The 26,324-nt window shown below is 72.6% G+C and carries 26 protein-coding genes and 1 pseudogene; 12 read left to right on the forward strand and 15 right to left on the reverse strand.

The annotated features are described in order from the left end of the window. Nucleotides 1-10: 10 nt before the first annotated feature. The 3 genes from rarD to ACLQ21_RS01905 form a co-directional block, all read right to left on the reverse strand. On the reverse strand, nucleotides 11-1,015 hold the full coding sequence (gene rarD, locus ACLQ21_RS01895) for an EamA family transporter RarD (RefSeq protein WP_425660899.1): 1,005 nt from the start codon (nucleotides 1,013-1,015) through the stop codon (nucleotides 11-13). A gap of 126 nt (nucleotides 1,016-1,141) precedes the next feature. Further along, nucleotides 1,142-2,131, reverse strand: coding sequence for an aldo/keto reductase (locus ACLQ21_RS01900; protein ID WP_425660901.1), 990 nt, complete (start codon nucleotides 2,129-2,131; stop codon nucleotides 1,142-1,144). 44 nt (nucleotides 2,132-2,175) lie between these two features. Next, nucleotides 2,176-3,087, reverse strand: a complete 912-nt coding sequence (locus ACLQ21_RS01905) for an SDR family oxidoreductase (protein WP_425660903.1) — start codon at nucleotides 3,085-3,087, stop codon at nucleotides 2,176-2,178. 97 nt (nucleotides 3,088-3,184) lie between these two features. Here ACLQ21_RS01905 and ACLQ21_RS01910 point away from each other — a divergent pair, with 97 nt between their 5' ends. The 5 genes from ACLQ21_RS01910 (at nucleotide 3,185) to ACLQ21_RS01930 (ending at nucleotide 7,750) form a co-directional block, all read left to right on the forward strand. Beyond that, nucleotides 3,185-4,084 (forward strand): helix-turn-helix domain-containing protein, encoded by a 900-nt coding sequence (locus ACLQ21_RS01910; protein WP_425660905.1) that lies wholly within the window; start codon nucleotides 3,185-3,187, stop codon nucleotides 4,082-4,084. A 124-nt stretch (nucleotides 4,085-4,208) separates the two neighbouring features. After that, nucleotides 4,209-4,568, forward strand: coding sequence for a DUF1622 domain-containing protein (locus tag ACLQ21_RS01915; protein WP_425660907.1), 360 nt, complete (start codon nucleotides 4,209-4,211; stop codon nucleotides 4,566-4,568). A gap of 244 nt (nucleotides 4,569-4,812) precedes the next feature. Then, nucleotides 4,813-5,460 (forward strand): DUF4142 domain-containing protein, encoded by a 648-nt coding sequence (locus ACLQ21_RS01920; protein WP_425660909.1) that lies wholly within the window; start codon nucleotides 4,813-4,815, stop codon nucleotides 5,458-5,460. A gap of 57 nt (nucleotides 5,461-5,517) precedes the next feature. Further along, the gene (locus ACLQ21_RS01925; RefSeq protein WP_425660911.1) at nucleotides 5,518-6,210 is read left to right on the forward strand and encodes a class F sortase; all 693 of its coding nucleotides are present in this window, start codon (nucleotides 5,518-5,520) and stop codon (nucleotides 6,208-6,210) included. A 133-nt stretch (nucleotides 6,211-6,343) separates the two neighbouring features. Beyond that, nucleotides 6,344-7,750: a M20/M25/M40 family metallo-hydrolase gene (locus ACLQ21_RS01930; protein WP_425660913.1), complete on the forward strand. Its 1,407-nt coding sequence runs from the start codon at nucleotides 6,344-6,346 to the stop codon at nucleotides 7,748-7,750. On the opposite strand, the gene ACLQ21_RS01935 is transcribed toward ACLQ21_RS01930, so the two are convergent. Continuing rightward, nucleotides 7,734-8,180, reverse strand: coding sequence for a GNAT family N-acetyltransferase (locus tag ACLQ21_RS01935; protein ID WP_425661401.1), 447 nt, complete (start codon nucleotides 8,178-8,180; stop codon nucleotides 7,734-7,736). The two genes, ACLQ21_RS01930 and ACLQ21_RS01935, sit on opposite strands and share 17 nt — an antisense overlap. 88 nt (nucleotides 8,181-8,268) lie before the next feature. Continuing rightward, nucleotides 8,269-8,799 carry a MarR family winged helix-turn-helix transcriptional regulator gene (locus ACLQ21_RS01940; protein WP_425660915.1) on the reverse strand — a complete coding sequence of 177 codons (531 nt, stop codon included), beginning with the start codon at nucleotides 8,797-8,799 and terminating at the stop codon, nucleotides 8,269-8,271. A 111-nt stretch (nucleotides 8,800-8,910) separates the two neighbouring features. Here ACLQ21_RS01940 and ACLQ21_RS01945 point away from each other — a divergent pair, with 111 nt between their 5' ends. Beyond that, on the forward strand, nucleotides 8,911-9,231 hold the full coding sequence (locus tag ACLQ21_RS01945; protein WP_425660917.1) for a hypothetical protein: 321 nt from the start codon (nucleotides 8,911-8,913) through the stop codon (nucleotides 9,229-9,231). Between the two features lie 12 nt (nucleotides 9,232-9,243). Here the strand turns inward: ACLQ21_RS01945 and ACLQ21_RS01950 are convergent, their stop codons facing one another. Both ACLQ21_RS01950 and ACLQ21_RS01955 read right to left on the reverse strand, forming a co-directional pair. Continuing rightward, nucleotides 9,244-10,302: a trans-sulfuration enzyme family protein gene (locus ACLQ21_RS01950; protein ID WP_425660919.1), complete on the reverse strand. Its 1,059-nt coding sequence runs from the start codon at nucleotides 10,300-10,302 to the stop codon at nucleotides 9,244-9,246. Nucleotides 10,303-10,363: 61 nt separating this feature from the next. Then, the gene (locus ACLQ21_RS01955) at nucleotides 10,364-10,963 is read right to left on the reverse strand and encodes a GNAT family N-acetyltransferase (protein WP_425660921.1); all 600 of its coding nucleotides are present in this window, start codon (nucleotides 10,961-10,963) and stop codon (nucleotides 10,364-10,366) included. A gap of 110 nt (nucleotides 10,964-11,073) precedes the next feature. On the opposite strand from ACLQ21_RS01955, the gene ACLQ21_RS01960 reads away from it, so the two are divergent. From ACLQ21_RS01960 to ACLQ21_RS01970, 3 genes are read left to right on the forward strand one after another with little or no spacing between them, the layout of a single operon-like run. Then, nucleotides 11,074-12,213: a DNA glycosylase AlkZ-like family protein gene (locus ACLQ21_RS01960; RefSeq protein WP_425660923.1), complete on the forward strand. Its 1,140-nt coding sequence runs from the start codon at nucleotides 11,074-11,076 to the stop codon at nucleotides 12,211-12,213. A 9-nt stretch (nucleotides 12,214-12,222) separates the two neighbouring features. Continuing rightward, complete coding sequence (locus ACLQ21_RS01965) at nucleotides 12,223-13,140, forward strand: diacylglycerol/lipid kinase family protein (protein WP_425660925.1); 918 nt, start codon at nucleotides 12,223-12,225, stop codon at nucleotides 13,138-13,140. Then, nucleotides 13,137-14,192 (forward strand): phosphatase domain-containing protein, encoded by a 1,056-nt coding sequence (locus ACLQ21_RS01970; RefSeq protein ID WP_425660927.1) that lies wholly within the window; start codon nucleotides 13,137-13,139, stop codon nucleotides 14,190-14,192. The genes ACLQ21_RS01965 and ACLQ21_RS01970 overlap by 4 nt, the downstream gene beginning before the upstream one ends. Here ACLQ21_RS01970 and ACLQ21_RS01975 read toward each other — a convergent pair. From ACLQ21_RS01975 to ACLQ21_RS01985, 3 genes are read right to left on the reverse strand one after another with little or no spacing between them, the layout of a single operon-like run. Further along, entirely contained in the window at nucleotides 14,189-14,587 is a 399-nt protein-coding gene (locus tag ACLQ21_RS01975; protein ID WP_425660929.1) for a VOC family protein, read from the reverse strand. The two genes, ACLQ21_RS01970 and ACLQ21_RS01975, sit on opposite strands and share 4 nt — an antisense overlap. Before the next feature lie 10 nt (nucleotides 14,588-14,597). Next, nucleotides 14,598-16,604 (reverse strand): S9 family peptidase, encoded by a 2,007-nt coding sequence (locus tag ACLQ21_RS01980; protein ID WP_425660931.1) that lies wholly within the window; start codon nucleotides 16,602-16,604, stop codon nucleotides 14,598-14,600. Beyond that, entirely contained in the window at nucleotides 16,604-17,395 is a 792-nt protein-coding gene (locus ACLQ21_RS01985; RefSeq protein ID WP_425660933.1) for an SDR family oxidoreductase, read from the reverse strand. The genes ACLQ21_RS01980 and ACLQ21_RS01985 overlap by 1 nt, the downstream gene beginning before the upstream one ends. Nucleotides 17,396-17,505: 110 nt before the next feature. Between ACLQ21_RS01985 and ACLQ21_RS01990 the strand changes: the two genes are divergently transcribed. The 3 genes and pseudogenes from ACLQ21_RS01990 (at nucleotide 17,506) to ACLQ21_RS02000 (ending at nucleotide 19,999) form a co-directional block, all read left to right on the forward strand. Then, the gene (locus ACLQ21_RS01990; protein ID WP_425660935.1) at nucleotides 17,506-17,964 is read left to right on the forward strand and encodes an NfeD family protein; all 459 of its coding nucleotides are present in this window, start codon (nucleotides 17,506-17,508) and stop codon (nucleotides 17,962-17,964) included. 14 nt (nucleotides 17,965-17,978) lie between these two features. Continuing rightward, a pseudogene (locus ACLQ21_RS01995) lies at nucleotides 17,979-18,908 on the forward strand (SPFH domain-containing protein); the annotation flags it as partial. A gap of 350 nt (nucleotides 18,909-19,258) precedes the next feature. Next, a complete protein-coding gene (locus tag ACLQ21_RS02000) occupies nucleotides 19,259-19,999 on the forward strand; it encodes a glycerophosphodiester phosphodiesterase (protein WP_425660937.1) in 741 nt (246 codons plus the stop codon). A gap of 553 nt (nucleotides 20,000-20,552) precedes the next feature. Here the strand turns inward: ACLQ21_RS02000 and ACLQ21_RS02005 are convergent. Genes ACLQ21_RS02005 through ACLQ21_RS02025 form a run of 5 tightly spaced genes read right to left on the reverse strand, consistent with a single transcriptional unit; the run spans nucleotide 20,553 to nucleotide 26,304 of the window. Then, nucleotides 20,553-21,281, reverse strand: coding sequence for a glycosyltransferase (locus ACLQ21_RS02005; RefSeq protein WP_425660939.1), 729 nt, complete (start codon nucleotides 21,279-21,281; stop codon nucleotides 20,553-20,555). Beyond that, complete coding sequence (gene lnt / locus ACLQ21_RS02010; protein WP_425660941.1) at nucleotides 21,274-22,863, reverse strand: apolipoprotein N-acyltransferase; 1,590 nt, start codon at nucleotides 22,861-22,863, stop codon at nucleotides 21,274-21,276. Before lnt ends, ACLQ21_RS02005 begins: the two co-directional genes overlap by 8 nt. Nucleotides 22,864-22,879: 16 nt before the next feature. Beyond that, nucleotides 22,880-25,297, reverse strand: coding sequence for a DEAD/DEAH box helicase (locus tag ACLQ21_RS02015; RefSeq protein WP_425660943.1), 2,418 nt, complete (start codon nucleotides 25,295-25,297; stop codon nucleotides 22,880-22,882). Continuing rightward, complete coding sequence (gene tatC / locus ACLQ21_RS02020) at nucleotides 25,294-26,079, reverse strand: twin-arginine translocase subunit TatC (RefSeq protein WP_425660945.1); 786 nt, start codon at nucleotides 26,077-26,079, stop codon at nucleotides 25,294-25,296. The genes ACLQ21_RS02015 and tatC overlap by 4 nt, the downstream gene beginning before the upstream one ends. 3 nt (nucleotides 26,080-26,082) lie before the next feature. Continuing rightward, nucleotides 26,083-26,304 carry a twin-arginine translocase TatA/TatE family subunit gene (locus ACLQ21_RS02025; RefSeq protein WP_425660947.1) on the reverse strand — a complete coding sequence of 74 codons (222 nt, stop codon included), beginning with the start codon at nucleotides 26,302-26,304 and terminating at the stop codon, nucleotides 26,083-26,085. Between the last annotated feature and the right edge of the window lie 20 nt (nucleotides 26,305-26,324).

Here is a 26,324-nt window from a genome sequence, read left to right on the forward strand (position 1 = left end):
CACACCGCGCTCAGGAGGTGGGCGACGCCTGCCTGCTGCCCTCGTCGGCGGGGGAGTGCGCGGATGCGTGACCCGCCGGGACGGGAGTCGGCCCGTGCGGTCGGCGACCTCGAGCCGAGCGGCCCGTGCGTGACTCGAGCGCGAGCAGCATCAGCGCGCAGGCGATCGGGCCGTAGACCAGCGCATCGGCGAGCCCGACGAGCTCGCCCAGCAGCAGGGTCGACGCGACGACGAGCAGCACGGGCTCGAGGTAGCTGAGCAGGCCGAACAGCCCGAGCGGCAGCACCCGGCTGGCCGAGAGGTACAGCCAGAGCGCGACGCCGCTCACGACGCCCAGCAGCACGATGCCAGGGGCGAGCGACCATGACGCATCCGACGTGCCGGAGGCGCCGCGCGTGATGAGCATGGTGACCGCGATCGGCAGCAGCACCGCCTGCTCGAGGATCGTCGAGCCGTGCCCGTCGAGCCGGAAGCGCCGGCGGAGATCGAAGTAGACGGGGTAGCCGAGCGCGACGAGCACCGTGGCGATGCCGACCGCTCCGCCGAGCAGCAGCGCCGCGCCGACACCGACGCCGGCAGCGATCACGGCGGCGAGTCGCAGCCGCGAGAGCCGTTCGCCGTGGAGGACGACTCCGACGAGCACGAGGGTGAGGGGGAGCAGGAGGTAGCCGGTCGCGACGTCGAGTCCGTGGCCGCTGATGGGCGCCCAGCCGAAGAGCCACAGCTGCACTGCCAGCAGCGCGGCGTCGACGACGAGCACGACCCCGAGCAGCGGCCGCCGTGCGACCCGCGCCAGCACCGCGCGGACATCGCGCAGCCCGCCGGTCAGGACGATGAGCACGACGAGCACGGGCAGCGTGGCGACGACGCGCCAGGCGACGATCTCGAGGTCGTCGAGCGGCTGCAGCAACGGCGGGATGAGGAAGAGGACGCCGAACAGCACGGAGGCGCCGAGCGACGCCGCGACGCCGAGAGCGGCGGACGAAGGCCGCGCTCGAGCACGTGACGATGCCATGGGACTCCGCTGGGACGACGTGGAATGGGAACAGGCGGCACATCGCCCATCCGCGGTGACGACCCAGCCTAGCCAGTGACCCGGGCCGCGGCGGCACGGTGCACCGCAGACCCGGGCGACCGTCGCTCAGCGGTCGATCGACGCGAAGTTCGCCTCGTCATGCCGCTCGCCCGCTGCCGGCTGCAGCGCGTCGAGCCGCCGGATCTGGTCCGGGGACAGCTCGATCGCCTCCGCGGCGGTGTTCTCCTCGACGCGCGAGACCCGGCGGGTGCCGGGGATCGGCGCGATGTCACGCCCGCGCGTGAGGATCCAGGCGAGCGCCGTCTGCGCGGGGGTGGCGCCGATCTCCGCGCCGATCGCCGTCACCGTGTCGACGAGCGCGAGGTTGCGACGGAAGTTGTCGCCGACGAAGCGCGGGTTGCGCTTGCGCCAGTCGTCGTCGGCGAAGTCGTCGGCCGACCGGATCTGGCCGGTGAGGAGTCCGTGCCCGAGGGGAGAGTAGGGCACGAATCCGATGCCGAGCTCGCGCAGCAGCGGGAGGATCTCCGCTTCGACATCACGGGTCCAGAGCGAGTACTCGGTCTGCAGCGCCGTGACCGATTGCACCGCGTGCGCACGGCGGATCGTGTCGGGCGATGCCTCGCTGAGACCGAAGTGGAGCACCTTGCCCTCAGCGATCAGGTCGGCGACGGCCTGCGCGGTCTCCTCGATCGGCGTGGTGCGGTCGACGCGGTGCTGGTAGTACAGGTCGATGCGGTCGGTGCCCAGTCGACGCAGCGACCCCTCCACCGCAGCCCTGATGCTGGCCGGGCGGCTGTCGGTCGCACCGGGCACGGCGTCGGCACCGTGGCGGTGGGAGACGAGGCCGAACTTCGTAGCGATGACGACCGGGTCGCGCCGTCCAGCGACCGCACGACCGACGATCTCCTCGCTGAGGAACGGTCCGTAGATCTCGGCCGTGTCGATGTGGGTGACGCCCAGGTCGATGGCGCGGCGGATGGTGCGGATGGACTCGTCGTGGTCCAGGCCGCCTTCCGAGGTGTACGTGCCGGCCATCGTCATCGCGCCGAGGCCGATGCGGGAGACCTCGAGGGTCCCGAGCTGTGCTGTCTGCATGCGTGCGTCCTGTCGTCGGGTGCTGCGTTCTTCGGGGGTGATGGTCAGGCCGAGGCGTACGACAGCGAGGCCGACAGGTCGCGGTTGGCGTCGATCTGCTGCTGCACCGTCGCCTGCTTCTGCTCGATGGCGTCCATCGCGTCGGCGCCGGCGATGAACCGGCCGGGGAGCGCGGTGCCGTCGGACAGCGTGACCAGCGCCGCGGCGAGCTTCGCCGGGTCGCCGGCCTGGGCGCCGTGCATGCCGCGCCACGCCTCGATCGTCTCCGCCGTGGCCTCGGCGTAGTCGTCGATCTCGATCGCCGGCCAGATCGTCGATGCGCCTTCGACGAGCAGCTCGGTGCGGAAGAAGCCCGGCTCGACCGACATGGTCTGGATGCCGAACTGCTCGACCTCCTGCGCGAGCGACTCCATCCATCCCTCGAGCGCATGCTTCGACGCGGCGTATGCCGATGTGAAGCCACCGCCGACGAGGCCGGCCGTCGACGTGATGGTGATGATCTGCCCGGACCGCTGCGCGCGGAACCGGGGGAGGACCGCCCTCGTCACCTGCAGCGGACCGAAGAAGTTCGTCTCCAGCTGCGCGCGGAACTGCGCCGGGCTGAGCGTCTCGAAGTAGCCGGCGTAGAACTTGCCCGCGTTGTTCACGAGCACGTCGATCCGCCCGAACCGCTCGACTGCAGCTGCGACGGCGGCGTCCACGGATGCGGGATCCGTCACGTCGAGCGCGATCGGCAGCAGGTGATCGTGCGTGCCGACGGCATCCGCGACGCGCTGGGCGTCGCGGGCCGTCGCGACCACCGAGTGGCCGGCGGCGAGCGCGGCCCGTGCGATGTCGATGCCCATGCCGCGGCTCGCGCCGGTGATGAGCCAGACCTTCTGCGTGTCGACCATGTGGATGCCCTCCCTGCTGCGGCCGCCTCGCCATTCGGTGGCGGGCGTGCTCTGCGGATGCATCCAGTCAAGGTCGCCTCGCGCACGCACTGGGAGTCCCTGTCCATAGGGGCACTGCCAGGGACTCCCTCGGACCGGTGCGGTGGCCTAGCGTCGTCCCATGGACATCCGGAGCGACATCCGCGAGTTCCTGACCACGAGACGGGCCAGGCTCACGCCCGCGGATGTCGGCCTGCCCGACTTCGGCGGCCGCCGACGGGTGGCGGGGCTGCGTCGCGAGGAGGTCGCACTCCTGGCAGGCATGAGCGTCGAGTACTACGTGCGGCTCGAGCGGGGCAACGCCAGCGGCGTCTCCGACGCCGTGCTCGACGGCATCGCCCGCGCGCTCCGGCTCGATGCGGCGGAGCGCAATCACCTGCACGACCTCGTGCGCGCGGCCGACGACGGGGGAGTGCGCAGGTCGCGGCGCTCGCGCGCGAGGACGCAGACCATCCGCCCGGGCATGCAGCAGCTGATCGAAGCGATGCACGGGGTCCCCGCGGTGGTGCAGAACGGTCGGCTCGACGTCGTCGCGATCAACCGCCTCGGGCGCGCGCTCTTCTCGGAGATGCTCGAGAGCCCCGAGCAGCCGCCGAACTTCGCGCGCTACCTCTTCCTCGACGAGCGCGCGAGGCGCTTCTACCGTCGGTGGGACGACTCGGCCGAGCAGGTGGTCGCGCTGCTGCGCAGCGAGGCGGGACGGGCCCCGCGCGATCGCGAGCTCAGCGACCTCGTCGGCGAGCTCGCGACGCGCAGCGACGCGTTCAGGACCCTCTGGGCGTCCCACGACGTCCGCGAGCACCGCACCGGAGCGAAGGCCATCACGCATCCGCTGGTCGGCGACATCGACCTGTCCTTCGAAGCCCTCGACGTCAGCGACGAGCGCGGCCTGCAGCTGATCGCCTTCACGGCGGCGCCCGGCTCGGCATCGAGCGACGCGCTCGGCCTCATCGCGAGCTGGGTGGCCACGAGTGCTGAGCCCGTCGACGGCAGCGCACGTGCCGGCGCGACGGATCGCTGACGCGCCAGTTGCGCAACTCGGGGATCGCGAGCGTGGTGCCTCCGCGCTAGCGTCGCTGCACGTCGCCCTGGCCGGATGCGCCACCGCTGCAGCCGGCTGGCGCTGGCTCCGGGAAGGGATGGGCGTGCCGGTGCAGGAGATCATCGAGACTGCCGGGAGGGTCGTCGATCTCGCCGGGGTCCTGGCCATCGTCGCGGGCGCCGCCGTGGCTACCGTCATCGCTGCTGGCGCCCTGATCCGCAGGCGCGACAAGGACGGTGTCTACCACCGGTATCGGCGGTCCCTCGGTCGCTCCATCCTGCTCGGCTTGGAGCTCCTCGTCGCAGCCGACATCATCCGCACGGTCGCCATAGCGCCGACGTTCGAGTCGGTCGGCGTGCTCGGCCTGATCGTGCTCATCCGCACGTTCCTGAGCTTCACGCTGGAGCTCGAGGTCTCCGGTCGCTGGCCCTGGCAGCAGGGGCCCGAGCAGGCCTCGACGTGAGCGCGCTCGGCGCCGCGACGCGGCGCGGACGCATCAGCGAAGCATCGTCCCGAGGGGTCGCAGAGAGCATGAACATGGCGATCTGTCGTCCCGTGCGATGCGGCGGGGGAGTGCGTGGTCGACCGGCGGCACGGCGTTCAGCCAGTGCCCAGCGAATACCTGCCTGACACATCGCGGTCGAGCCGAAATGGGGTACAAGATCGTGCGGTGACGTTCGTCACAGCCGCAACGACGCGATGGGATCATGAAACTTGTTCGACGCGCCTCCCTCGGCGCCGGCGCTCTGCTCGCCGCCTTCTTCCTGGTCGTGCCCGCGGCCTCAGCCCAGGTGTCCGACCAGGACACCACCTGGATGCAGGCCGCGCATCAGAGCAACCTGGCCGAGATCGCGGCCGGCACCTCCGCCCAGGAGCGCGGCGCGAGCGACGCCGTCCGAGAGATGGGCGCGCAGCTCGTCACCGATCACCAGACGCTCGATGCCAACCTGACCGCAGCTGCGACCGAGCTGGGCGTCGAGCTGCCGGCCGAGCCGACGCCCGAGCAGCAAGCCGCGCTCCAGCAGGTCGAGGCCAACACTGGCGAGGCGTATGACACCGCGTGGATCGCCTCGCAGATCGACGGCCACAGGGCGTCGCTCGCCGCCACCGACCAGGAGATCGCCTCCGGTTCGGACGCCGCCGTCATCGCGCTGGCGCAAGCGGCGCGTCCCGTGATCCAGGGCCACCTCGACCACCTGATGCAGATGGATGCCGGCGCCCCGGGTAGCGTGCCCACCGGGCTCACCCCGGACGGCTCGCAGGCCGCGATCGGTGCATCGCTCACCGTCGCGGGTGCACTCGCCGTCGCGATGGCGCTCCTGCTGCTCGCGCGCCGCGGGCGGGTGCGAGCCTGAGTGAAGCCACGGCGACGATCGACGCCGCGCCACGCGGCGGCGCCCAGGGGTGGATCGATGCTCCTGGGCGCCGCCGCCACGGGCGTGACCGGCGCCTGCCTCATCGCCGTCGGTGTGCACGTGCTCGCCCAGGCGCCGGTCGTCGAAGCGCGTCCTGCTGAGCCGATCGCCTATGTCGGGGTCACCGACCGGCCGTCCGCCTCGCCGCCGCCGGCGCCGACCGACGACGGCCAGGAGCGTTCGGCAGCCCCGGTACCGGCGGCGCCGGTGCTGCTGCCGCCGGCCCGACTCTCGTTCACCGAGACCGACGGCGCCGATGTGGTGCCGGTCGGCACCCTTCCCTCCGGCGCGCTGCAGATCCCGGATGACCCGGCGCGGGTGGGCTGGTGGGCGCCGGGCGCGCTGCCAGGAGGGACCGCGGGCAGCACGGTGCTCGCGGGCCACATGACGCCCACGGGCGATGGGAGCGCCATGAGCGCCATCCTCGAGCTCGAGCCCGGGCAGGTCCTGCGCGTCGAGGACCGTGGCGGCACGCCGCACGACTATCGCGTCGTCGCGCGTGACGGCAGCCCGCGAGAAGCGCTCGACCCGACGCTGTTCGCGACCGACGGTCTACACCGGCTCGTGCTCATCACCTGCGGCGGGCCTGTCGATGAGGTCACCGGGCGCTACACCGAGAACATCGTGGTGATCGCGGAACCGGTGATACCGCCGAGCAGGGAGGGGTCGTCTCCGCCCGATCCGACATAATGTGCATTATCGGCGCTCGGCGTCGGAACCTGGGAAGGGGCAGATACCGCCGCAGCGCCGCCCGGGCTAGCGTTCGCCGTACGCGCGTCTGCTGCAGCCGATGCGCACGGGATGCGTCAGGGCGGAGCAGTCGATGGAGCAGGCCGAGCAAGACATCCGGGAGTTCCTGGACGCCCACGACGCGGCGCTCGTCGACCAGCTGTCCGAGTGGGTGCGCATCCCGTCCGTCGCCGGCGTGCCCGAGCGCGAGCATCACCTCCGCAGGTCCGCGTTCTGGCTCGCGGGCGCGCTCCGCGATGTCGGCTTCCCGCTCACCGAGATCTGGAGCGGACCGACCGGCCCCGCGGTGTACGCCGAGTGGTGCGCGGCGCCCGGCGCTCCGACGGTGATCGTCTACAGCCACCATGATGTGCGCGCCGTCAAGGATGAGAACTGGGACGAGACGGCGCCGTTCGAGCCCGTCGTGCGCGACGGACGCCTGTTCGGCAGGGGCAGCTCGGACGCGAAGGGCCAGGTGATCGCGCACCTGTGGGCGCTCCGCGCGCACCTGCACGCGACCGGCAGGACGGCGCCCGCGGTCAACCTCAAGGTGATCGTCGAGGGCGAGGAGGAGGCCGGCTCTCCCGGGCTCGCCGCGATGCTCGACGAGCAGCGCGCTCGGCTCGACGCCGACGTCGTGCTCTTCTCCGACACGCTGCTGTGGCGGGCGGATCACCCGGCGCTGTGCACGAGCGTCCGTGGCATGGTCGGCGCGACCATCGAGGTGCTCGGCCCGCTGACCGACATCCACAGCGGCGCGGTCTCCGGGACCGCACCGAACCCCGCCATCGAGCTGGGCAGGCTGCTCGGACTGCTCCACGACGCGGACGGCAGGATCGCGTTCCCGCGGTTCTACGACGACGTCGAGCCGATCTCTGACCAGCGCCGCGCGGAGCTCGCGGCGCTGCCGTTCGACGCGGACGACTGGCTCGAGCGATCCCACACGCGCAGCATCAACGGCGAGGCGGGCTTCAGCGTCTTCGAGCGGCTCTGGGAGCGGCCGGCGCTCGAGGTCATCGCGCTCGCCGCCGGCGACCCCGTCGGCGTCGCGCGCGCCGCCGTGCCCTCCATGGCCTCTGCCGACCTCAGCATCCGCATCACGACCGGTCAGCACGTCGAGACGGTGGCCGAGCAGCTGCGACGCTGGCTCGAGGACGCCATCGGCGAGGGCTACGGGCACCGCCTGTCCGTCGAGGCGAAGACCGCGCAGGAGCCGTACCGCACCCCGGAGCACCCGGTGGTCGACGCGCTCGCGCGCTCGATGGCGAAGGGATTCGGCGTGCCGGAGGTCGGGAGGATGGGCAATGCCGGCGGCGGGCCGGCGGAGCTGCTCGCGCGCAGCCTCGGCGTGCCCGTGGTGTTCTTCGGCACGGGCCTCGTCGAGGACAACTGGCACGACAGCGACGAGAGCGCCTCGCTCGACGTGCTGCGATCCGGTGCCGCGACGCTCGCGCACCTGTGGCACGACCTCGGCGTGAACGGGATCACGCCGACGGCGTGACGGCCTCCGCGAGCTCCTCGAGGCGCTGCCCCGTCAGCCGCTGCGTCGTCCACTCCGCGAGGGGCTCGGCGCCGATCGCGCGGTAGAAGCCGATCGACGGCTCGTTCCAGTCGAGCACGGTCCACTCGAACCGGCGGTAGCCGCGCTCGACGCACACCCCGGCGAGGGCGGTCATCAGTGCCCGCCCGTAGCCGCGGCCGCGCTGTGCCTCGTCGACGACGAGGTCCTCGAGCCAGATGCCGTGCGTGCCGGTCCAGGTCGAGTACGTGACGAACCAGATCGCGATGCCGACGATCGAGCCGTCGCGCTCGACGACGTGGGCGAAGACGCGCGGCTCGGGCCCGAAGAGCGTCGCCGTGAGCATCTCGGCGGTGTTCTCGACAGCGTCGGGCTCACGCTCGTAGAGGGCGAGCGCCTGGATGAGCGCCATGATGCTGGGCTCGTCACCGGGGTGCGCGGGGCGCAGGACGGCGCCGTCGGAGAGGATGCTGGAGTTCACCCTGCGAGCCTACGAGCAGTCAGCGCTGGAAGGGCGCGGCCTGCTGGTCGTGCTCGTCGACCTGCTCGATCGCACCCGACATGCGGTCGAGGAAGCCGGCGACGGCGAGGCGCTCGCGCTCGTCCATCGCGTCGATGACGTCGATCATGCGCCGATGCATCGCCCCGAGCGTGGCCCGCACCTCATCGTCGGAGTCGGTGGTCGGCACGACGATCGTCGCCCGCCGGTCGTCCGGGTGCGGCTCGCGTCGCACGTGCCCGCTCTTCGTGAGCCGGTCGACCAGAGCGGTGACCGAGGGCGACGCGAGGCCGAGCACGCCGCCGAGGTCGCGCTGCCGCATGACCTCTCCCCTGCGCTGCGCCTGGAGCAGCATCCGCAGCGCGAGCAGGTCGGTCTCCCCCATCCCCATCGACGAGCGCGTCCGTGCGCGCATCGCACCCTCCGCCGCGCGGTATCGCCGCAGCAGGTTCAGCACGTCGACGCTCGAGGGCACGCGGTGCTCCGGGTACCAGTAGCCCGAGCTCTCTGCCCCCGCTGTCGCTTCGGTCATGCCGTACCTCCTCGAGAAGCTTCGCCGAATCCGTGGTTCCAGCATACTGCTCGAAGATGATACCTTTCGATCGTCGAACTAACGATCCCCGAATCGCGAAGGAGCGGACCGATGTCGCAGACGCTGGTGCAAGGCACGACGGCCTCCGATCGCACGCTCCGTGGCTCCCTCACCTGGATCTCACCGGGCGTCGACCTCTGGGTCGCGTCGCGCAGCGACGCCGACGGCGTGCACTACCTCGGATTCGTCGAGCGCAGCCTCGACGACTACGTGGCCGTCGACGGCACCGGCGCCTCGCTCGGCAGGCACGCGGACCTCGAGTCGGCGAAGCGAGCGGTGCGGGGCGCGAACGAGCCGACCGCCGCGACCCCGGCGCACTGGAGCGACACCGGCGCCCCGGTGCTGACCGTCAGGGCGCTGCGCGCTCGCTGACCGCTCCCCCGCTCACCCGAGCGCGGCCAGCAGGTCGTCGGCGAGGTCCTCGACGTGCTCGATGCCGACCGAGAGTCGGATCAGCCCTTCCGGGATGCTCGGGGCCTCCGTCGCCCAGCGCCGTCGCCGCTCGAGCGTGGACTCCACGCCGCCGAGGCTCGTCGCGGGGATCCACAGCCGCACGCGATCCATGACCCGGTCGCCGGCGGCGGCATCCGCGAGCACCATGCCCAGCACCGTCCCGAACCCGGGATCGCGCACCTCGAGCACGCCCGGGGCATCCGTGAGCCGACGCGCGAGCTCGCGGGCGTTCGCCTCGGCGCGCTCGAGCCGGACCGACAGGGTGCGCAGGCCCCGCAGCGCGAGGAAGGCCTCCATCGGCCCTGGGATCGCGCCGTGCAGGCTGCGGTGCGAGCGGATGCGGTCGGTCAGCTCGTCCTCGCCCGTCACGACGGCGCCCAGCACGACGTCGCTGTGGCCGGCGATGAGCTTCGTCGCCGAGTGCACGACGATGTCGGCGCCCAGCTCGAGCGGGCGCTGCAGGAGCGGCGATGCGAACGTGCTGTCGACGGCGCTCAGCACCCCCGCGGCTCGGGCGGTCGCGGCGAGCCGCGGGATGTCGGCGATCTCGAGCGCCGGATTGGTGGGCGACTCGAGCCACACCATCGCCGCGCCGGGCAGCGCGGCCTCGACCGCATCCGCGTCGGCGATGTCGACGCGACGCACGTCGAACCGGCCGGTGCCCGCCTCGGTGTCGAGCAGCGCGAGCGTGCCCTGGTAGGCGTGCCGGGGCACCACCACGGTGCCGCCGTGCGGCACGAGGCTCAGCACCGCGCTGACGGCGGCCATGCCGCTCGCGAACGTCGAGCACGTGCCGCCCTCGAGCGCGCCGAGCGCGTCCTCGAGCGCGGTCCAGCTCGGGTTGCCGTAGCGCGCGTACTCGGTGGGGCCACCCGCGACGAACGCGCTCGCGAACGTGACGGGCTCGTTCATCGGCGCGTCGGGGATGCGCGGCGGGCGTCCGGCGCTGACGGCGACGGTCTCGGGGCGCAGCGTGGGGCGATCAGGCATGCGCTCATCCTGGCATCCGACGACCCGGCAGCCCGGGTTCGTGACGCGACGCGTCGCGCGATCAGCCGGCCTCGCGCCGCATGACGACGCGGCGCCGCGTGGGGCGCGACACCTCCGAGAGCCCGGCCGCCGCGAAGGTCGGCACGGTGCCGACGTGCAGCTCCTCGGCGATGACCGCGGTGGTCGCGATCGGGTACGCCTCGACGGCGCGGGCACCCCGCTCGATCGCGAAGCGCACCGCCGCCGCCGCGAGCTCGCGGCTGATGCCCCGCTTGCGGTGCCCGGCGCGCACGAACAGGCACGTGATCGCCCACACCGAGCCATCCGCCGGGTCCTCGTCGCGCCCGAGCCACGGCACCGTGAACACCCGCACGAGGCCGTGGTGCTCCGACCTTGGCGCGACGGCCGCCCAGCCGACGGGCTCGCCGTCGAGGTACGCGACCAGGCCGCTCGTCGTCGGCGCGTAGGGGTCGCCCGCGGCCGTCTGCTCCAGCTGCCGTCCGATGCGCTCCTCGAGCGGCATGCCGCCGAAGCTCTCGCCGCGCGCGAGCCGGTAGCGCTGGCAGCGGCACCGTGCACCCGCGCCCTCGGCACCGAACACGGCGTCGAGGTCATCGGCGCTCGCCTCGTTGGCGGGCACGATGCGCAGCTGCTCGAGCATGGGCCGATCATGCCGCAGCGGGCCGGCGCCGGCCAGCGCCCGCCGAGCGGCGCGCATCGAGTGCCCGGGAGGCGGGCGTCGTGTCGGCCCCGCCCCCTACGATCGGCGCCATGCCGGAGCCCATCCGCGCCCTGTCGCGCGAGGACGCGCGCCGCATCGCCGTGCGTGCGCAGCTGCTCGACGCCGACCGCGCGCTCGTCGACGGCTCCGACGACATCGCCGAGGTCGTCGCCCAGCTGACGCTGCTGCCGCTCAACCCGACCGACATCGTCTGCCCGTCGGCGGAGCACATCGCGCGCACGCGCATCCCCGGGCTCGAGCCCGACGACGTGCGCCGTGCGGTCGAGGTGGACCAGTCGCTCTTCGAGCACCTCGGCCCGCACCGCCACCCCATGCCGGCGTGGGCGATCGGGCTGCGGGCGATGCGCGACCTGCCGTGGCTGCTGGCGATCGGCCGCGAGCCAGGGGCGATCGGCGACGGCAGCCGCGCCTGGCTCCAGGCGAACGCGGGCTTCCGCGAGCGCGTGCTCGAGCAGCTGCGGCTCGATGGTCCGCTCCCCCAGTCCGACATCGACGACACCGCCGACGCGCCGTTCCGCTCGAGCGGCTGGAACACCGGCCGCGACGTGGCGATGCTGCTCGAGCTGCTGCAGGTGCGCGGCGAGGTGGTCGTGGCGGAGCGCGTCGGGCAGTCGCGCATCTGGGACCTCGCGGAGCGCGTCCTGCCACCGGGCGAGCCGATCGACGTGGAAGCCGCGTGGACGACTTGGCGCGAGCGATGGCTGCGGGCGAGCGGCATCGAGCGCGCCACGCACCTCGGCGACACCGGTGAGCCGGTGCGGATCGAGGGGATGCGCGGGAGCTGGCGGCTGGATCCCGGTGCGGACGCCGCCGACTTCAGCGGCAGGGTCGCGCTGCTGTCGCCGCTCGACCGGCTCATCGCCGACCGCCGCCGCATGGCGGAGCTGTGGGACTTCGAGTACGCCCTCGAGCAGTACACGCCCGCCGCGAAGCGGCGCTGGGGCGTGCATGCGCTGCCCATCCTCGACGGGGACCGGCTCATCGGCAAGGTCGATGCGCGCACCGATCGCGACGTGGGTACGCTGCGGGTCGCGCGCATCCACTGGGACGTCGACGCCGACGCCCGCCAGCGTCGGGCCGTCGACGCCGAGCTCGAGTCGCTCGCGGCGTTCCTCGGCGTCCGGCTCGCGATCGAGGAGGCGCGCCGCCCGGCGCGTCCCGCTCGCTAGCCTGACCAGGTGCCAACGCTCGTCGTGATCGGCAACCCGACCGCCAGGGGGTTCGAGCGCGCCGTCGACGCCGTGCTCCGCGAGACCGCTCGCCGGGGCATCGATGCCCGAGTGGTGCAGACGACCGAGACCGACGGCGGCGCGGGGCAGGCCCGGGACGCGGTCGCTGCGGGTGCGGATGCCGTGGTCGCGGTCGGCGGCGACGGCACGGTGCGGGAGGTCGCCGGCGCGGTCGCGCGCACCGGGGTGCCGCTCGGCATCGTGCCCGCAGGCACCGCGAACCTGTTCGCCCGCAACCTCGACCTGCCGCTCCGCGACCCCGTCGCCGCCGCGCGCATCGCCGTCGGCGGCGCGATCACCGCGGTCGACCTCGGCCGGGTCGTGCTCACGCGCGCCGACGGCAGCCGCGACGCCGAGCGGCCCTTCCTCGTGGTCGTCGGCGTCGGCAACGACGCGCTCGCCGTCGAGGCGTCCTCGCTGCGCGCGAAGCGACGCGTCGGCTGGCCCGCCTACCTCGCCGCGGGCGCCCGGCGCCTCGGTCACCCCAGCTTCGCCGTGCGCGGTCGCTTCGACGGCGGCCAGGTCGAGTCGACGCGGGCCTGGAGCGTGCTGGTGCACAACGCCGCGCGCATCCCCGCGGGCCTCCACGTGCTGCCCGGCACGCGACTCGACGACGGACTGCTGCACGTCGCCGCGGTGAGCCCGCGCCACCTCGCGCACTGGGGCAGGATCGCGGCCGCGGGCGCGGGCATCGCGCGCGCGGAGGGCGTCCTGCGGCATCGGCGCGCCCTGCGGGTGACGCTCGGAGCGGTCGACGCGCCGCTGCCGGTGCAGCTCGACGGTGACGCCGTCGGGCGGGTCGCGCGGCTCGACGCGCGCATCGATGCCGCCGCTCTCAGCGTCCGGATGCCAGGATCGAGCCTGTGAACCCCACACCATCCCTCGCCGAGCTGCGGGCGACCCCCGTGGGCTCGCTCGAAGCGCTGCTGGGACAGAGCGACCTCGACCGCACGGTCGCGACGATCGCCGGCAACCGCATCACCGGCCTCTTCCGCGGCGACGAGCGCCGGGCGCTCGTGAAGCTGCTGTGCGAGGAGCGCGTCGACGAGCTGAGCCCGGCGATGCGCGCCCGAGTGGTGCACGCGCTGCGCCGCCTCGCGCCCGACCCGGTCATCTCGACGGGCATCCGTGAGATGCTCGTGTCGCTCACCGGCGCCGACTTCCGCGACATGAAGTACCTGCTCAACGCGACCGGCGACCGCCACGACCTCGAGCACGTCGTCTTCGAGCGCCTCACGGAGGCGGACCGGCTCGCGGTGCTCGACCACATCGCCCAGGAGGCGGAGGCCGCACCCTCCCACGACCTGCGCATCCTGTGCGACATCGACGACACCGTCAAGGCGATGCTGCACGACGACCGCTACCCGCGCGGCAAGGTCTACCCGGGCGTCATCGAGCTGCTGATCGCGCTCGACGCAGGACGCTCCGCCGAGCCGTCGCGGCCCGGCGACCTCACGTTCGTCACCGCGCGGCCCGAGGGCCCGAAGGGCCTCATCGAGCAGTACACGCGCAACGGCCTCTCGGGACTCGGGCTGCCGCCGCACGCCGTGCTCGGCGGCTCGTTCCTCAACCTCTTCACGAAGGCGTCGATCAAGGAGCGCAAGCTCCAGAACTTCGAGCGCGAGCGCCAGCTGTTCCCTGAGTGCCGATTCATGTTCCTCGGCGACAGCGGGCAGGCCGATGCTCAGGTGGGTGCCGAGATGCTGCGGCGCGGTCCCGACTTCGTGGTGGCCGTGCTCATCCACGAGGTCGTGCCGGTGACCGGCGAGGCCCGCGACCAGCTCGAGGCGGCGGGCATCCGCTTCCACAGCAGCTACGACGACGCCGCGCGGATCGTGCACCGCCTCGGCCTCATCGACACGACCGCGCGCGACCTCGTCTTCAAGGCGGTCGACGCCGAGAGCGGGGCGATGACCTAGGCGCCCGGCTGTGCCCCGTGCTGCCGGTGCTCGACGAGCGCCACCGTGTTGCCCTCGCTGTCTGTGAGGAACGCCATCCGCTCCTCCGTGCCCGCGGGACCGAGCGTCGCATCCGCATGCCCGAAGATCGTGTGCGGCTCGGCGACGATCGCGACCCCGGATGCGCGCAGTCGCTCGACGCGCGCGTCCAGGTCGTCGACGGCGAAGTAGAGCAGCGCCGAGGGGGCGCCGCGCTCGAGCAGCAGCCGCGTGTCGCCGAGCACGAGGAACGCGAGCCCCGGCGGGTCGAACGTCGCGGCGACCGGCACGTCGAGCAGGTCGACGTAGAAGGCGACGGCCCGCTCGAGGTCGACGGCGCGCTGCGCCACCTGCACGAGCGGGCTGTCGCCGATCATCGTCGCGCCGTCAGAGGTGGTTCTGCGCCGTCGGCAGGTGCTTCGCCCACCAGCCCAGCACGTGCTCGAAGCGCTCGACGCGGTGCCGGGGCTGCCCCGACCGCGTGAGCTCGTGGTTCTCACCGGGGAACAGCAGCAGCGCCGTCTCGACGCCGCTGCGCTTGAGCCCTGACCAGTAGCGCTGCGCCTGCTCGGGCGGGCACCGCCAGTCCTCCTCGGAGTGGATCACGAGCGTCGGGGTGCGCACGTCACCCACGCGCGCCATCGGGCTCTGCCTGCGCACGGCAGCGGCGTCGGTGCCCGTGTACTCCTCCGAGAAGAACCAGCCGATGTCGCTCGTGCCGACGAACGACTCGGGGTCGAGGAAGCCGCGCTCGACGATCGCGCCGGCGAAGCGGTCGTCGTTCGCGATCGTCCACGCCGTCAGGTAGCCGCCGTAGGAGCCGCCCATCACGCCGAGGCGCGCGCCGTCGAGCTCGGCGTGCGCGGCGATCGCGCCGTCGAGGAAGTCCAGCACGTCGTGCATGTCGACGGTGCCCATCGCCTGGCGGATCGCGAGGCCGTGCTCGCGGCCGTAGCCGGCCGATCCGCGCGGGTTGCACTGCACGACGGCGTAGCCGGCGGCGACGGCGACCTGCGCCTCGTCGAAGACGCCGACGCCGAACTGCGCGAACGGGCCGCCATGGATGTTGAGCAGCACCGGGTGCGGGCCGGGACCTTCCGGCACGAAGACCCAGCCGTGCACGGTGCCGCCGTCGCGCGCGGGCACGTCGTGCTCGGTGGGCAGCACGATCCCGGTCTCGCCGAGCCGCGCGCCGAAGTCGGTCACGACGGTGACGCCGCGGTCGTCGAGCACCGCGATCTCGCCCGCCGATGTGGGCGTCGTGACGGTCGCGACGGTCACGCCGTCGCCGACGCCGTGCCCGAGCACCTCGAGCTCGCCGCCGATGAGCTCCTTGGTGCCGCCGCCGGTGACCAGCAGCAGGCGGACCCGGCCGCGCCGCCGCTCCTGCACGAGCACGCCGTCGTCGACGACGGTCGCGTGGCTGCCGCCCTCGCCGAGGTCGCACGTCGCCTCGTGCGTGACCTCCTCGGGGTGCGCGCCCGGCTGCTCGAGCACGAACAGCTGCGTGTTCCGTGCCACGAAGTCGCGGCCAGACTCCCCCATCCGCTGCGCGAGCAGCACGAAGCCGCCGTCGGGCGTGGGCTGCACCTCGCCGACCGAGAGGCCGGCGCGCGAGGAGAGGATGATGTGAGGCTCGCCGTCGGCGACGTCGGCGTCGAACTCGACGACCGCGTTCAGCAGGTCGTCGTCGCGCGAGGCGTGCCGGGCGGTGATGCACAGCACGCGTCGGCCGTCGCTCGAGAACACCGGCCGGCTGTGGTCGAACTCGCCGTGGCTGAGCCGAGTGGCGGCCGCGGCGCGCGGAGCGTCGTCGCTCGTCGCCGGCGTGTCGTGCGGGTGCGGCGCGCGCTCGTAGAAGGGCTCGGCGTCGAGCTCGGGCATGGGGGCGACGAACACGTGGGTGCGGCGACCGACGAGGCTGCCCGTGCCGTTGGCGAGGTTCCGGTTGCGGGTGATGAGCCGCGGGGACTCGTGCGCGGCGTCGAGGCCCTCGACGGATCCGTAGCGGCCGGGCTCGACGACGCTGCTCGTGAACGCGATCCGATCGCCGTCGGGCGCGATGGCGAACTCGTCGACGCCGCCGTCGACGGCGGTGGCCTGCACGGGCTCGCCGCCATCGGTGCGCATCGCCCACACCTGCGCCTTGCCGGACGCGTCGGCGCGCAGGAACAGCACCGTGGCGCCGTCGGGTGTGAGCCGCGGCTCGCGGTCGGCGACGCCGCCGGTGATCCGGCGGCGGGTGCCGTCAGGGAGGTCGACGCGCCACAGCTGGCCGACGTTGCGGTTCGCGCGCAGGCTCGGTCGGCTGGTGGCGACGATCGCCCACGCGCCGCTCGGATGCACCGCGGGACGCGAGAGCGCGACGAGCCGCTCGATGTCCTCGGCGTGCATCAGCGCTGAGTCCCCTCGGCGTCGCCGAAGCCGGTGACGTCGCCGACGAGCCGGGTGCTGTCGGCCGGCACGGGCTCGACGGCGGCGAGCGCGACCTCGCGCGCGAACTCCTCGACGTTGTAGAGCTTGCCGGCGTCCTCGCGGCGGCTCGCGATCGCGCCCGGGTTCGCGCGCTCGAGCAGCGTCGCCGTGATGGTGCCCTCGATCATGTCGCCCGAGACGACGACCAGCTCGATGCCGCGCTCTCGCAGCGCGGGGATGCGCTCGCGCAGGGCGTCCTCGCCGGCGCGCTTCGAGCGGGCGACGGCCTCGTACTCGGGCATCGTCGGCGTGGTGCGGATGAAGTGCGCCTGGTGGCTCGTGACGAACACGACCCGCGCGCCGTCGCGCAGCACGGGCAGCGCTGCGTCGAGCAGCGCCGCCTGGGCGTCGCGGTTGAGGCGCATGGCGTAGTCCTCCCCCATGCCGCTCTCCATGCCGCCGGAGGCGTTCATGACGAGGATGTCGACGCCGCCGAAGCGGTCGCGCGCGGCCTCGAACATGGCCGCGACGCTCTCGCCGTCGGTGAGGTCGGCCTGCACGGCGATCGCCTCGACGCCCTGCTCCTTCGCGGCGGCGACGACCTTCTCGGCCCTCGGCGCCTTCGCCCGGTAGTTGACCACGACATCCGCCCCGGCGGCCGCCAGCAGCGCGACGGTCGCGGCGCCGATGCCGCGGCTCGAGCCGGTGACGAGGGCCGTTCGGCCGGTGAGCGAGCCTGGCTCGAGGGGGGCGGGGGCGTGGTCTGTCACGGGAGCTCCTTCGTTCCCGTCGACCCTACTGCTACGCCCCTCCCGGAGCGCGGGAGCCGAGGGCCTGCGCGCCGGTCTGCATTCCCACATCCGCTCCCTATGCTGGGGTCGTGGATCTCGTCCAGTACGCATGGGTCGTGTGGCTCGTCGTTGCGCTCGTGTGCTTCATCGTCGAGATGGTCACCCTCGAGTTCACGTTCCTGATGATCGGCCTCGCGTCGACCGTCGGCCTCGTCTCGAGCATCACCGGCCTGCCGTGGTGGGTGCAGATCCTGATCGCGGCGGCCGCGGCGCTGCTGCTGCTGTTCCTCGTGCGCCCCAAGCTGCTGGAGCGGCTGCAGGAGTCGGGCGAGGTCAACAAGCAGGGCATCGAGGCCCTGCTCGGGATGGGCGGCGAGGTGACGCGCTCGTTCGAGCGCGGCGCCGGGGAGGTCACGCTCGCGAACGGCGACGTGTGGACCGCCCGCCTCTCCCCCGCCGTGCAGCCACGCGACCCCGACGTCGGCGAGCGCATCGTCGTCACCGCCATCGAGGGGGCGACGGCCGTCGTCGTCCCCGCCCAGCGATAACCCAAGGAGCACCCATGCCGTTCGACGGAGGATTCATCCTCGGAGCGTTCCTGACCATCGTCGTGGTCCTGGTCGTCCTGTTCGTGCTCGTCACGCTCTTCAGGTCGATCCGGGTCATCAGGCAGGGCTTCACCGGCGTGGTCGAGCGGCTCGGCCGCTTCCACCGGGTGCTGCAGCCGGGCCTCAACTTCCTCGTGCCGTTCATCGACCGGGTCTCGTACCACGTCGACATGCGCGAGCAGGTGCGCTCGTTCCCGCCGCAGCCGGTGATCACCGAGGACAACCTCGTCGTCTCGATCGACACGGTCGTCTACTTCCAGGTGACGGATGCGCGCGCCGCGACCTACGAGATCGCCGACTACCTGTCGGCCGTCGAGCAGCTCACCACCACGACGCTCCGCAACGTGGTCGGCGGCATGAATCTCGAAGAGGCGCTCACGAGCCGCGACACCATCAACGGGCAGCTGCGCAACGTGCTCGACCAGGCCACCGGCAAGTGGGGTCTGCGGGTCGGCCGCGTCGAGCTGAAGGCGATCGACCCGCCCCACTCCATCCAGGACTCGATGGAGAAGCAGATGCGCGCCGAGCGCGACCGCCGCGCCGCGATCCTCACCGCCGAGGGCTCGAAGCAGTCGCAGATCCTCGAGGCGGAGGGTCTGCGCCAGTCCGAGATCCTGCGCGCCGAGGGCCAGGCGAAGGCCCAGGTGCTGCGCGCCAAGGGTGACGCCGAGGCCCAGGTGCTGCTCGCCAAGGGTGAGTCCGAGGCGATCGAGCGCGTCTTCGCCGCCATCCACGAGGGCGACGCCGACGACAAGCTGCTCGCGTACCAGTACCTGCAGACGCTGCCGAAGCTCGCCGAGGGCGACGCGAACAAGCTGTGGATCATCCCGTCCGAGCTCACCGAGGCGCTGCAGAGCGTCGGCCGCGGCTTCCTCGAGGGCCGCGCCGACCTCCCGTTCGCGAAGCCGAAGGGCAAGCGCACCGACGCCGCGGAGCCGTCGATCCTCGACGAGACGTTCCAGGCCGACTCGGTGAGCGACGTCGAGGTGCCGTCGATCGCGGAGACGCTGCAGGCGAGCGGCATCGACCCGCAGGACGCGGGCCGCACCGACACGGTCTCGTCGTCGACGTCGCTCGCCGACGAGACGCCCGACACCGACTACAGCGAGGCCATCGAGACGGCGAGGGAGGCCTCGGCGGACGCTCCCCGCCCGGCCTCCGGCCGGCGCGCCGCCACGGACGCCGACCTCGGCGGCCAGCCGGGCGCATCCGACGACGGCGGCGCCACCCGGGCGTGAGCCCCTATCTGACCCCGGCGTCGCCGAGGGTGCTCGCGCATCGCGGGCTCGCCCTCGGCGCGCCGGAGAACACGATGATGGCGTTCATCGCCGCGGTCGACGCCGGTGCGAGGTTCCTCGAGACGGATGTGCACGCCACAGCCGACGGCGTCGCCGTGCTCGCGCACGACCCGAGCCTCGACCGGGTCGCCGGCACCGACGTCGTGATCGAGCGGACGCTCTGGCGCGACCTGCAGCAGATCGACCTCGGGCAGGGCGAGCAGGTGCCGGGCCTCCGCGAGGCGCTGCTGGCACTGCCCGACGCGCACTGGAACCTCGACCTGAAGTCGGATGCGTCGGTCGTGCCTGCCGTGCGCGCGGTCGTCGAGGCGAAGGCCGTCGATCGCGTGCTGCTCACCTCGTTCTCGGAGCGCCGGCGCCGCCAGGCCCAGGAGCTGCTGCCGGAGGTGGCGACGAGCGCGTCGAGGTCGATGATGGCGCAGGCGATCGTCGCGCAGCGGCTCGGCCTGCACGGCAGGCTGCGGAGCATCCTCGCGCCGGTCGTCGCGGTGCAGGTGCCGCGGCGCGCGAAGGGCGTCCAGATCGTCACGGAGCGCAGCGTCGCCGCCTACCGGCGCGCCGGCGTCGAGGTGCACGTGTGGACCATCAACGACGAGGCAGAGATGCGCGAGCTGCTGGCGCTCGGCGTCGACGGCATCGTGACCGACCGCTGCGACCTGGCGCTCCCCCTGCTCTGACCCGCGATCCGCGGGCCCCCGCGTGTCCCCGTCCCGTTGGTCGAGCAGCTCGGCCCGGAGGCCCGCGCCCCCTCCGTTGGTCGAGTAGCTCGGGCCGGAGGCCCGCGCGTATCGAGACCGGACTGTTCTTCGGTGTCGACGGCTTGCCCACTACTCCGTTGGTCGAGTAGCTCGGGCCGGAGGCCCGCGCGTATCGAGACCGGGCCGTTCTCCGGTTCCGGCGGCTGGGATCTCGATACGCGCGGCCTTCGACCGTGCTACTCGATCAGCGGGAGAAGGGAGCGAGCTGCTCGGCCCGGAGGCTCGCGCGTATCCCCGTCCCGTTGGTCGAGTAGCTCGGGCCGGAGGCCCGCGCGTATCGAGACCGGACTGTTCTCCGGTGTCGGCGGCTTGCTCACTACTCCGTTGGTCGAGTAGCTCGGGCCGGAGACCCGCGCGTATCGAGACCGGGCCGTTCTCCGGTTCCGGCGGCTGGGATCTCGATACGCGCGGCCTTCGGCCGTGCTGCTCGATCACCGGTAAGGGGCCGTGCTGCTCGATCAACGGGGAAGCGTCAGCGCGGCGCCTTCGGCAGCGCGCGCACGCCCGAGAGCGACCACTTCGTGACGGCCGAGAGCGCCCGGAGCTCCTCCGCGAGGCGCATCTTCGAGGCGCCGACCGCGCGCTCGATGAAACCGATCGGCACCTCCGCGATCGTGCCGCCCGCCTGCGCGACGCGCACCGCCATGGCGATCTGGAACGCGTACGCGTCCACCTGGATCGCGTCGAGGTCGATCTGCTCGAGGACGCGGGTGCGGTACACGCGCAGCGAGCTCGTCAGGTCCTGCACGCCCGTCGCGAGCAGGCCCCGCGCGTAGGCGTTGCCGAGCCGCGACGTCAGGTGCCGGCGTCGGCTCATGTTGCGCACGTCGCTCCCCTCGACGAAGCGCGAGCCGATCACCAGGTCCACCCCGCTCGCGGAGACCGCGAGCAGCTCCGGCAGGCCGTCCGCGTCGTAGGAGCCGTCGGCGTCCGTGACGACCACCTTCGTGGCACCGCGCGACATGGCGAAGCGCATCCCCTCGATGACCGCCGAGCGGTAGCCGCGCTCGGTGCGGTGGATGACCAGCGTGCCGACGTCGGCCTTCGAGAGCCGGTCGGCGAGCTGACCCGTGCCGTCAGGGCTACCGTCGTCGATGATCACCAGCTCCGCGTGCGGCACCGACTGGCGGAGTCTGCCCACGGTGCGCTCGAGCCCCTCGACCTCGTTGTACGTGGGGACGACGATCATCACGTCAGGCATCCGCTCTCCTTCGATCGTCGTGCCGGGTCGCGCGGGCCGCGAATCCGAGGCCGGCCAGCGCGAGCGCGGCGCCGATGCACAGCGCCGCGTCGACCCATGCTCCCAGACGGATGCCCGGAGTCACGGTGGTCGACAGCGGCAGCTCCTCGAGCATCGCGCCCGGCTCGTACTGCGGCAGCCGGTCGAGCATGGTGCCGTCGGGCGCGATCATCGCGCTCGTGCCGACGGTGGAAATGTTCACGACCGCGCGGCCGGCCTCGACCGCCCGCAGCTGGGCGATCGCCAGCTGCTGCACGTTCTCGGCGGAGCCGCGGCCGAAGTCGGCGTTGTTCGTGGGGGCGAGGATGATCTCGGCGCCGTGCGTCGCGACCATCTCGCGCGCCAGCTGGTCGTCGATGATGTCGAAGCAGATGGCGACGCCCGCGACCGTGCCGGCGACGTCGAACGCGTTGGGGCTCGTGGGGTCGACGGAGAAGTCGCGAGGGATGAGCTCGAGGAACCCGAGAGCGTCGAGGATCGGCTCGAACAGCCAGCGCTCCGGCAGGTACTCGGCGAACGGCACGGGGTGCCGCTTGCGGTACTCGGCGACCGCGCCCTTTCCCGGCTCGACCTGCAGCAGGGCGTTGTAGGTGTCGTCGCCGTCGCTCGTGACCGTGCCGACGACGAGCGGCGCGTCGAACGCGGCCGTCACGCGGTCGAGGGTCGCGATCGTCGCCGGGTCCTCGTCGGCGTGGAACTCGGCGGCATTCTCGGGCCAGACCAGCAGGTCGAGCTCCTCACCGGCGAGCAGGCGCGTCGCGTCGACATGCTCCTGCAGGATCTCGCCGCGCGTGTACGGGGCGAGCAGGCCCGCCTCGCTCGCGCCCTGCACGGCACCGACGCGGATGGTGCCGGTCGTCTCGACCGGGAACGCCGGGATGGCGACGACGGCGATGAGCGCGGCCGCCGCGATCGTCAGGCGGCGGCGCACGATGGTGCGGTGCTGGAGTAGCAGCTGCACGAGCAGCGCCGAGAGCGCGGCGAGCAGGAAGGTCAGCCCCGCGAACCCGACCCAGCTCGTCGTGTCGGCGAGCGGGCTCGACGCCTGCGTGTGCGCGAGCCGGCCCCAGGCGAAGCCTCCCCACGGCACGCTCGACGACAGCGACTCTCGCAGCGTCCAGACGCCGCCGAGCAGCGCGGGCATGCCGAGGAACGCGCCGAGCGCCCCCTGCATCCGCGGCTCGCCCCAGCGCCACGCGAGCGCGAGCGCCATGCCGCCCAGCCCCCACCACACGGCCATCCAGGCCGTGAGCGCGACGAGCGGCACGGGCCCGAGGTAGACGGTGATCCACTGGATGTGCAGGAGGAAGAAGATGCCGCCGGTCGCGAAGCCGAGCCAGAATGCGGCGGGGAGCGAGCGTCCGCGCAGCGCGGCCATGGCGAGCGCGACGGCCGGCACGACCAGGAACCACCAGTCGAATGGCTGGAACGCGAACGGCAGGATCGCGCCGCCGAGGATCGCCGCCGCCCAGGCGTAGGCGAGCGGCAGCGGCTGCCGGGCGCGGAGCCTCGGCGGCGTGCCGGTGCGAGCGGTCGCGGCCATCACCGTGCCGTCTCCATCACAGCGCCGACCCCGATGCCTCGACGACGCCGCGGCGGATGCGGTCGACCGCTTCCCGCGCGGTGCGCGAGAGCCGCTTCGGCGCGACCTGCTCGATCTGCTCGAGCACGTCGATCGTCTGCTTCGTCCAGCGCACGAAGTCGCCGGCCGCCAGCTCGGTGCCGCGCAGCACGCCGTCGAGCGGGTAGCCGCGGGCCCACTGGTGCATCGCGAGCGTCAGTCCCGTCTGCAGCGGCAAGGAGCCGGGCAGCCGATGCTCCTGCTCGAGGTCGTCGAGCCGCGACCACAGCCGCTGCGTGGCGTCGAGGGCGTCGAGGAACGGGCCCTTCGGCAGCATCCGCTCCGGCAGCATGCCGTCGTCGCGCCTGCCCTCGTAGACGAGCGCGCACGCGATCGCGGCCAGCGCGGGCGCGTCGAGGGTGTTCCACAGGCCCTGGCGGAGGCTCTCGGCCGTGAGCAGGTCGCGCTCGCCGTAGATGCGGCGCAGCACCTCGCCGGCGCCGGAGACCCGCTCGCCGTGCTCGTGCTGCTCGAGGTAGCCCAGTTCGCGCAGGATCTCGGTGATGCGGTCGAAGCGCTCAGCGATCTGGCCGGTGCGCCGGTCGATCTGCCGCTCGACCTTCTCGATGTCGCGGCGCAGCCGCCAGTAGCGCTCGCCCCAGCGGGCGTGCTGCTCGCGGTCGGGGCACGCGTGGCACGGATGCGCGCGCATCCGAGTGCGCACGCGCTTCAGCTCGCGCTGCAGCCGCTCGTGCTCGCCGTGGCTGAGCCCCTGCCGCTGATCCTCGCGCTCGAGGTCGGTCAGCTCGCGCCGGAGCGCCGCGTACTCCGAGAAGTCACCGAGGTGGCACGTCATCGACGACTCGTAGCCGGCGAGGCTCGCGCGCTGGTCGACGACCCGGCGCGCCAGCTGCACGACCGAGCGGTCGGCCTGGAACTGCGCGAACGAGGTCTCGAGCACCTCGCGCGTGCCGACGACCCCGAGCCGGTCGACGAGGTTCACGGCCATGTTGTACGTCGGCCGGAAGCTCGAGTGCAGCGGATACGTGCGTCGGGAGGCGAGCGACGCGACCTCGACCGGCTGCAGGTTGCCGTTCCAGATGACGACCCCGTGCCCCTCGGTGTCGATGCCGCGACGGCCCGCGCGACCGGTGAGCTGCGTGTACTCCCCCGGCGTGATGCGCACGCGCGCCTCGCCGTTGAACTTCTCGAGCTGCTCGAGCACGACGGTGCGCGCCGGCATGTTGATGCCGAGCGCGAGCGTCTCGGTCGCGAACACGACCTTCACGAGCCGAGCGCGGAAGAGCTCCTCGACGACCTCCTTGAACACCGGCAGGAGTCCCGCGTGGTGTGCGGCGACGCCCCGCTCGAGCCCGTCGAGCCAGTCGAAGTAGCCGAGCACACCCAGGTCGGCGTCGTCGAGCAGGCGGCACCGCTCGTCGACGATCGCGCGGATCTCGGCGCGGTCCTCCGGGGTCGTGAGGCGCACCCCGCCCTGCACGACCTGCTGCACGGCCGCGTCGCAGCCGGCCCTCGAGAAGATGAAGTCGATCGCCGGCAGCATCTCGCGCTCGTCGAGCATCGCGATGAGCTGCACTCGATCGACCCGGTTGCCGAAGCCGCCGCGCCCCTGCACGGGCCGGTGCCCGCTTCGCGGCGGGCGCCTCGACCGGTACCGGTTGTGGCCGCCGCGGTCGCGGTGGCCGTGCGCCGCCGAGTCCGAGATGTCGCTGCCGCGGGCCAGCTCGACGAGCTCTCGGCCGGGCTTGTGCGACTCCTCCGCCGCCTTCGAGTCGAAGAGGTCGACGAGCCGGCCGCGGATGAGCACGTGCGCGTCGAGCGGCACGGGCCGGTGCTCGCTCACGATCACGCTGGTGTCGCCGCGCACCGCGTCGAGCCAGGCGCCGAACTCCTCGGCGTTCGAGACGGTGGCCGAGAGCGACACGAGCCGCACATGGCGCGGGAGGTGGATGATGACCTCCTCCCACACCGGGCCGCGGAAGCGGTCGGCGAGGTAGTGGACCTCGTCCATCACGACGTACTCGAGCGCCGAGAGGTCTCGGCCCTCATAGAGCATGTTGCGCAGCACCTCGGTGGTCATGACGACGATCCGGGCGTCGCCGTTGATCGAGGTGTCGCCGGTGAGGAGACCGACGGATGCCGCGCCGTAGACCTCGGTGAGCTCGCGGTGCTTCTGGTTCGAGAGCGCCTTCATGGGCGTCGTGTAGAAGACCCGGCCGGTGGGCGCCTCCATGGTGAGGTGGATCGCGAACTCGGCCACGACGGTCTTGCCGGCGCCGGTGGGCGCGGCGACGAGCACGCTCGACCCCGCCTCGATCGCCTCGCACGCCTCCCGCTGGAACGGGTCGAGGCCGAACGGCATCGCACGGGCGAAGGCGTCGGTCGCGATGCTCATGCGTCCACCTTCGCAGCCTCGCGCTTCGCGACCCTGCGGTCGTGCCAGATGGCGATGCCGGCGGCGCCGAAGTAGAGCGCGAGCATCGGGATGGCGAGCAGGAACATGCTCATGACGTCGGCGGCGGGCGTCGCCATGGCGGTGAAGAAGGTGATCCCGATGACCGCCCAGCGCCAGGCCCGCAGGATGCCCTTGCCCGTGATGACGCCGGCGAAGTTGAGCACCACGAGGAAGACGGGCAGCACGAAGCCGATGCCGACGGCGAGCAGCAGCTTGAAGGCGAAGTCGTAGTACGGGGTGGCGTCGAGGTACGTCAGGGTGCCGCCCGGGGCGATCTGCACGAGCAGCTGCACGATGTGCGGGAAGACGAACCAGCCGGCGGCGCAGCCGGCGAGGAACAGCGGCAGCGCGGCGGCGAGGAAGCCGAAGACGTACTTGCGCTCGTTCGTGCGCAGCCCGGGCAGGAAGAATCGGATGAGCTGGTACAGCCAGAAGGGGCTCGCGACGATGACGCCCATGGTGATGGCGATGCGCAGCTTGAGGTCGAACGCCTGGGTGACGGTCGAGTAGACGAGGTCGGTGACCCTGCCCTGCTCCGCGAGCTCGGTGAGCGGCCGCTGCAGCACCTCGAGCAGCCAGTCGACCGCGAAGAAGCTGCCGATGGTGCAGACGAGGATGGCCGCAGCGGAGATGATGAGGCGGCGCCGCAGCTCGACGAGGTGCTCGCCCAGTCGCATGCGGCCCTCAGGGTTGCGGGTGCCGCGGGCCCGTGGCCGCGCCATCCGCTAGCGCTGGTCGGTGGTCGAGTCGCTGCCCGTCTCAGACGTCGAGCGGTCGCCGGTGCCGCCCTTCGGCTCGTCGTCGGAGCGCAGCTCCTTCTTCAGGATCTTCGCCGACTTGCCGAGGCTCTCGGCCAGCGCGGGCAGCTTCGTGGAGCCCCACACGAGCAGCACCACGATCAGGATGATCAGCAGGTGCCAGCCGTTGAACGCGTTCCCCCAAGGCATGGCGTCCCCTTCCGTCGTGT

The organism is Agrococcus sp. DT81.2 (assembly GCF_049844935.1).
GTDB lineage: Bacteria > Actinomycetota > Actinomycetes > Actinomycetales > Microbacteriaceae > Agrococcus.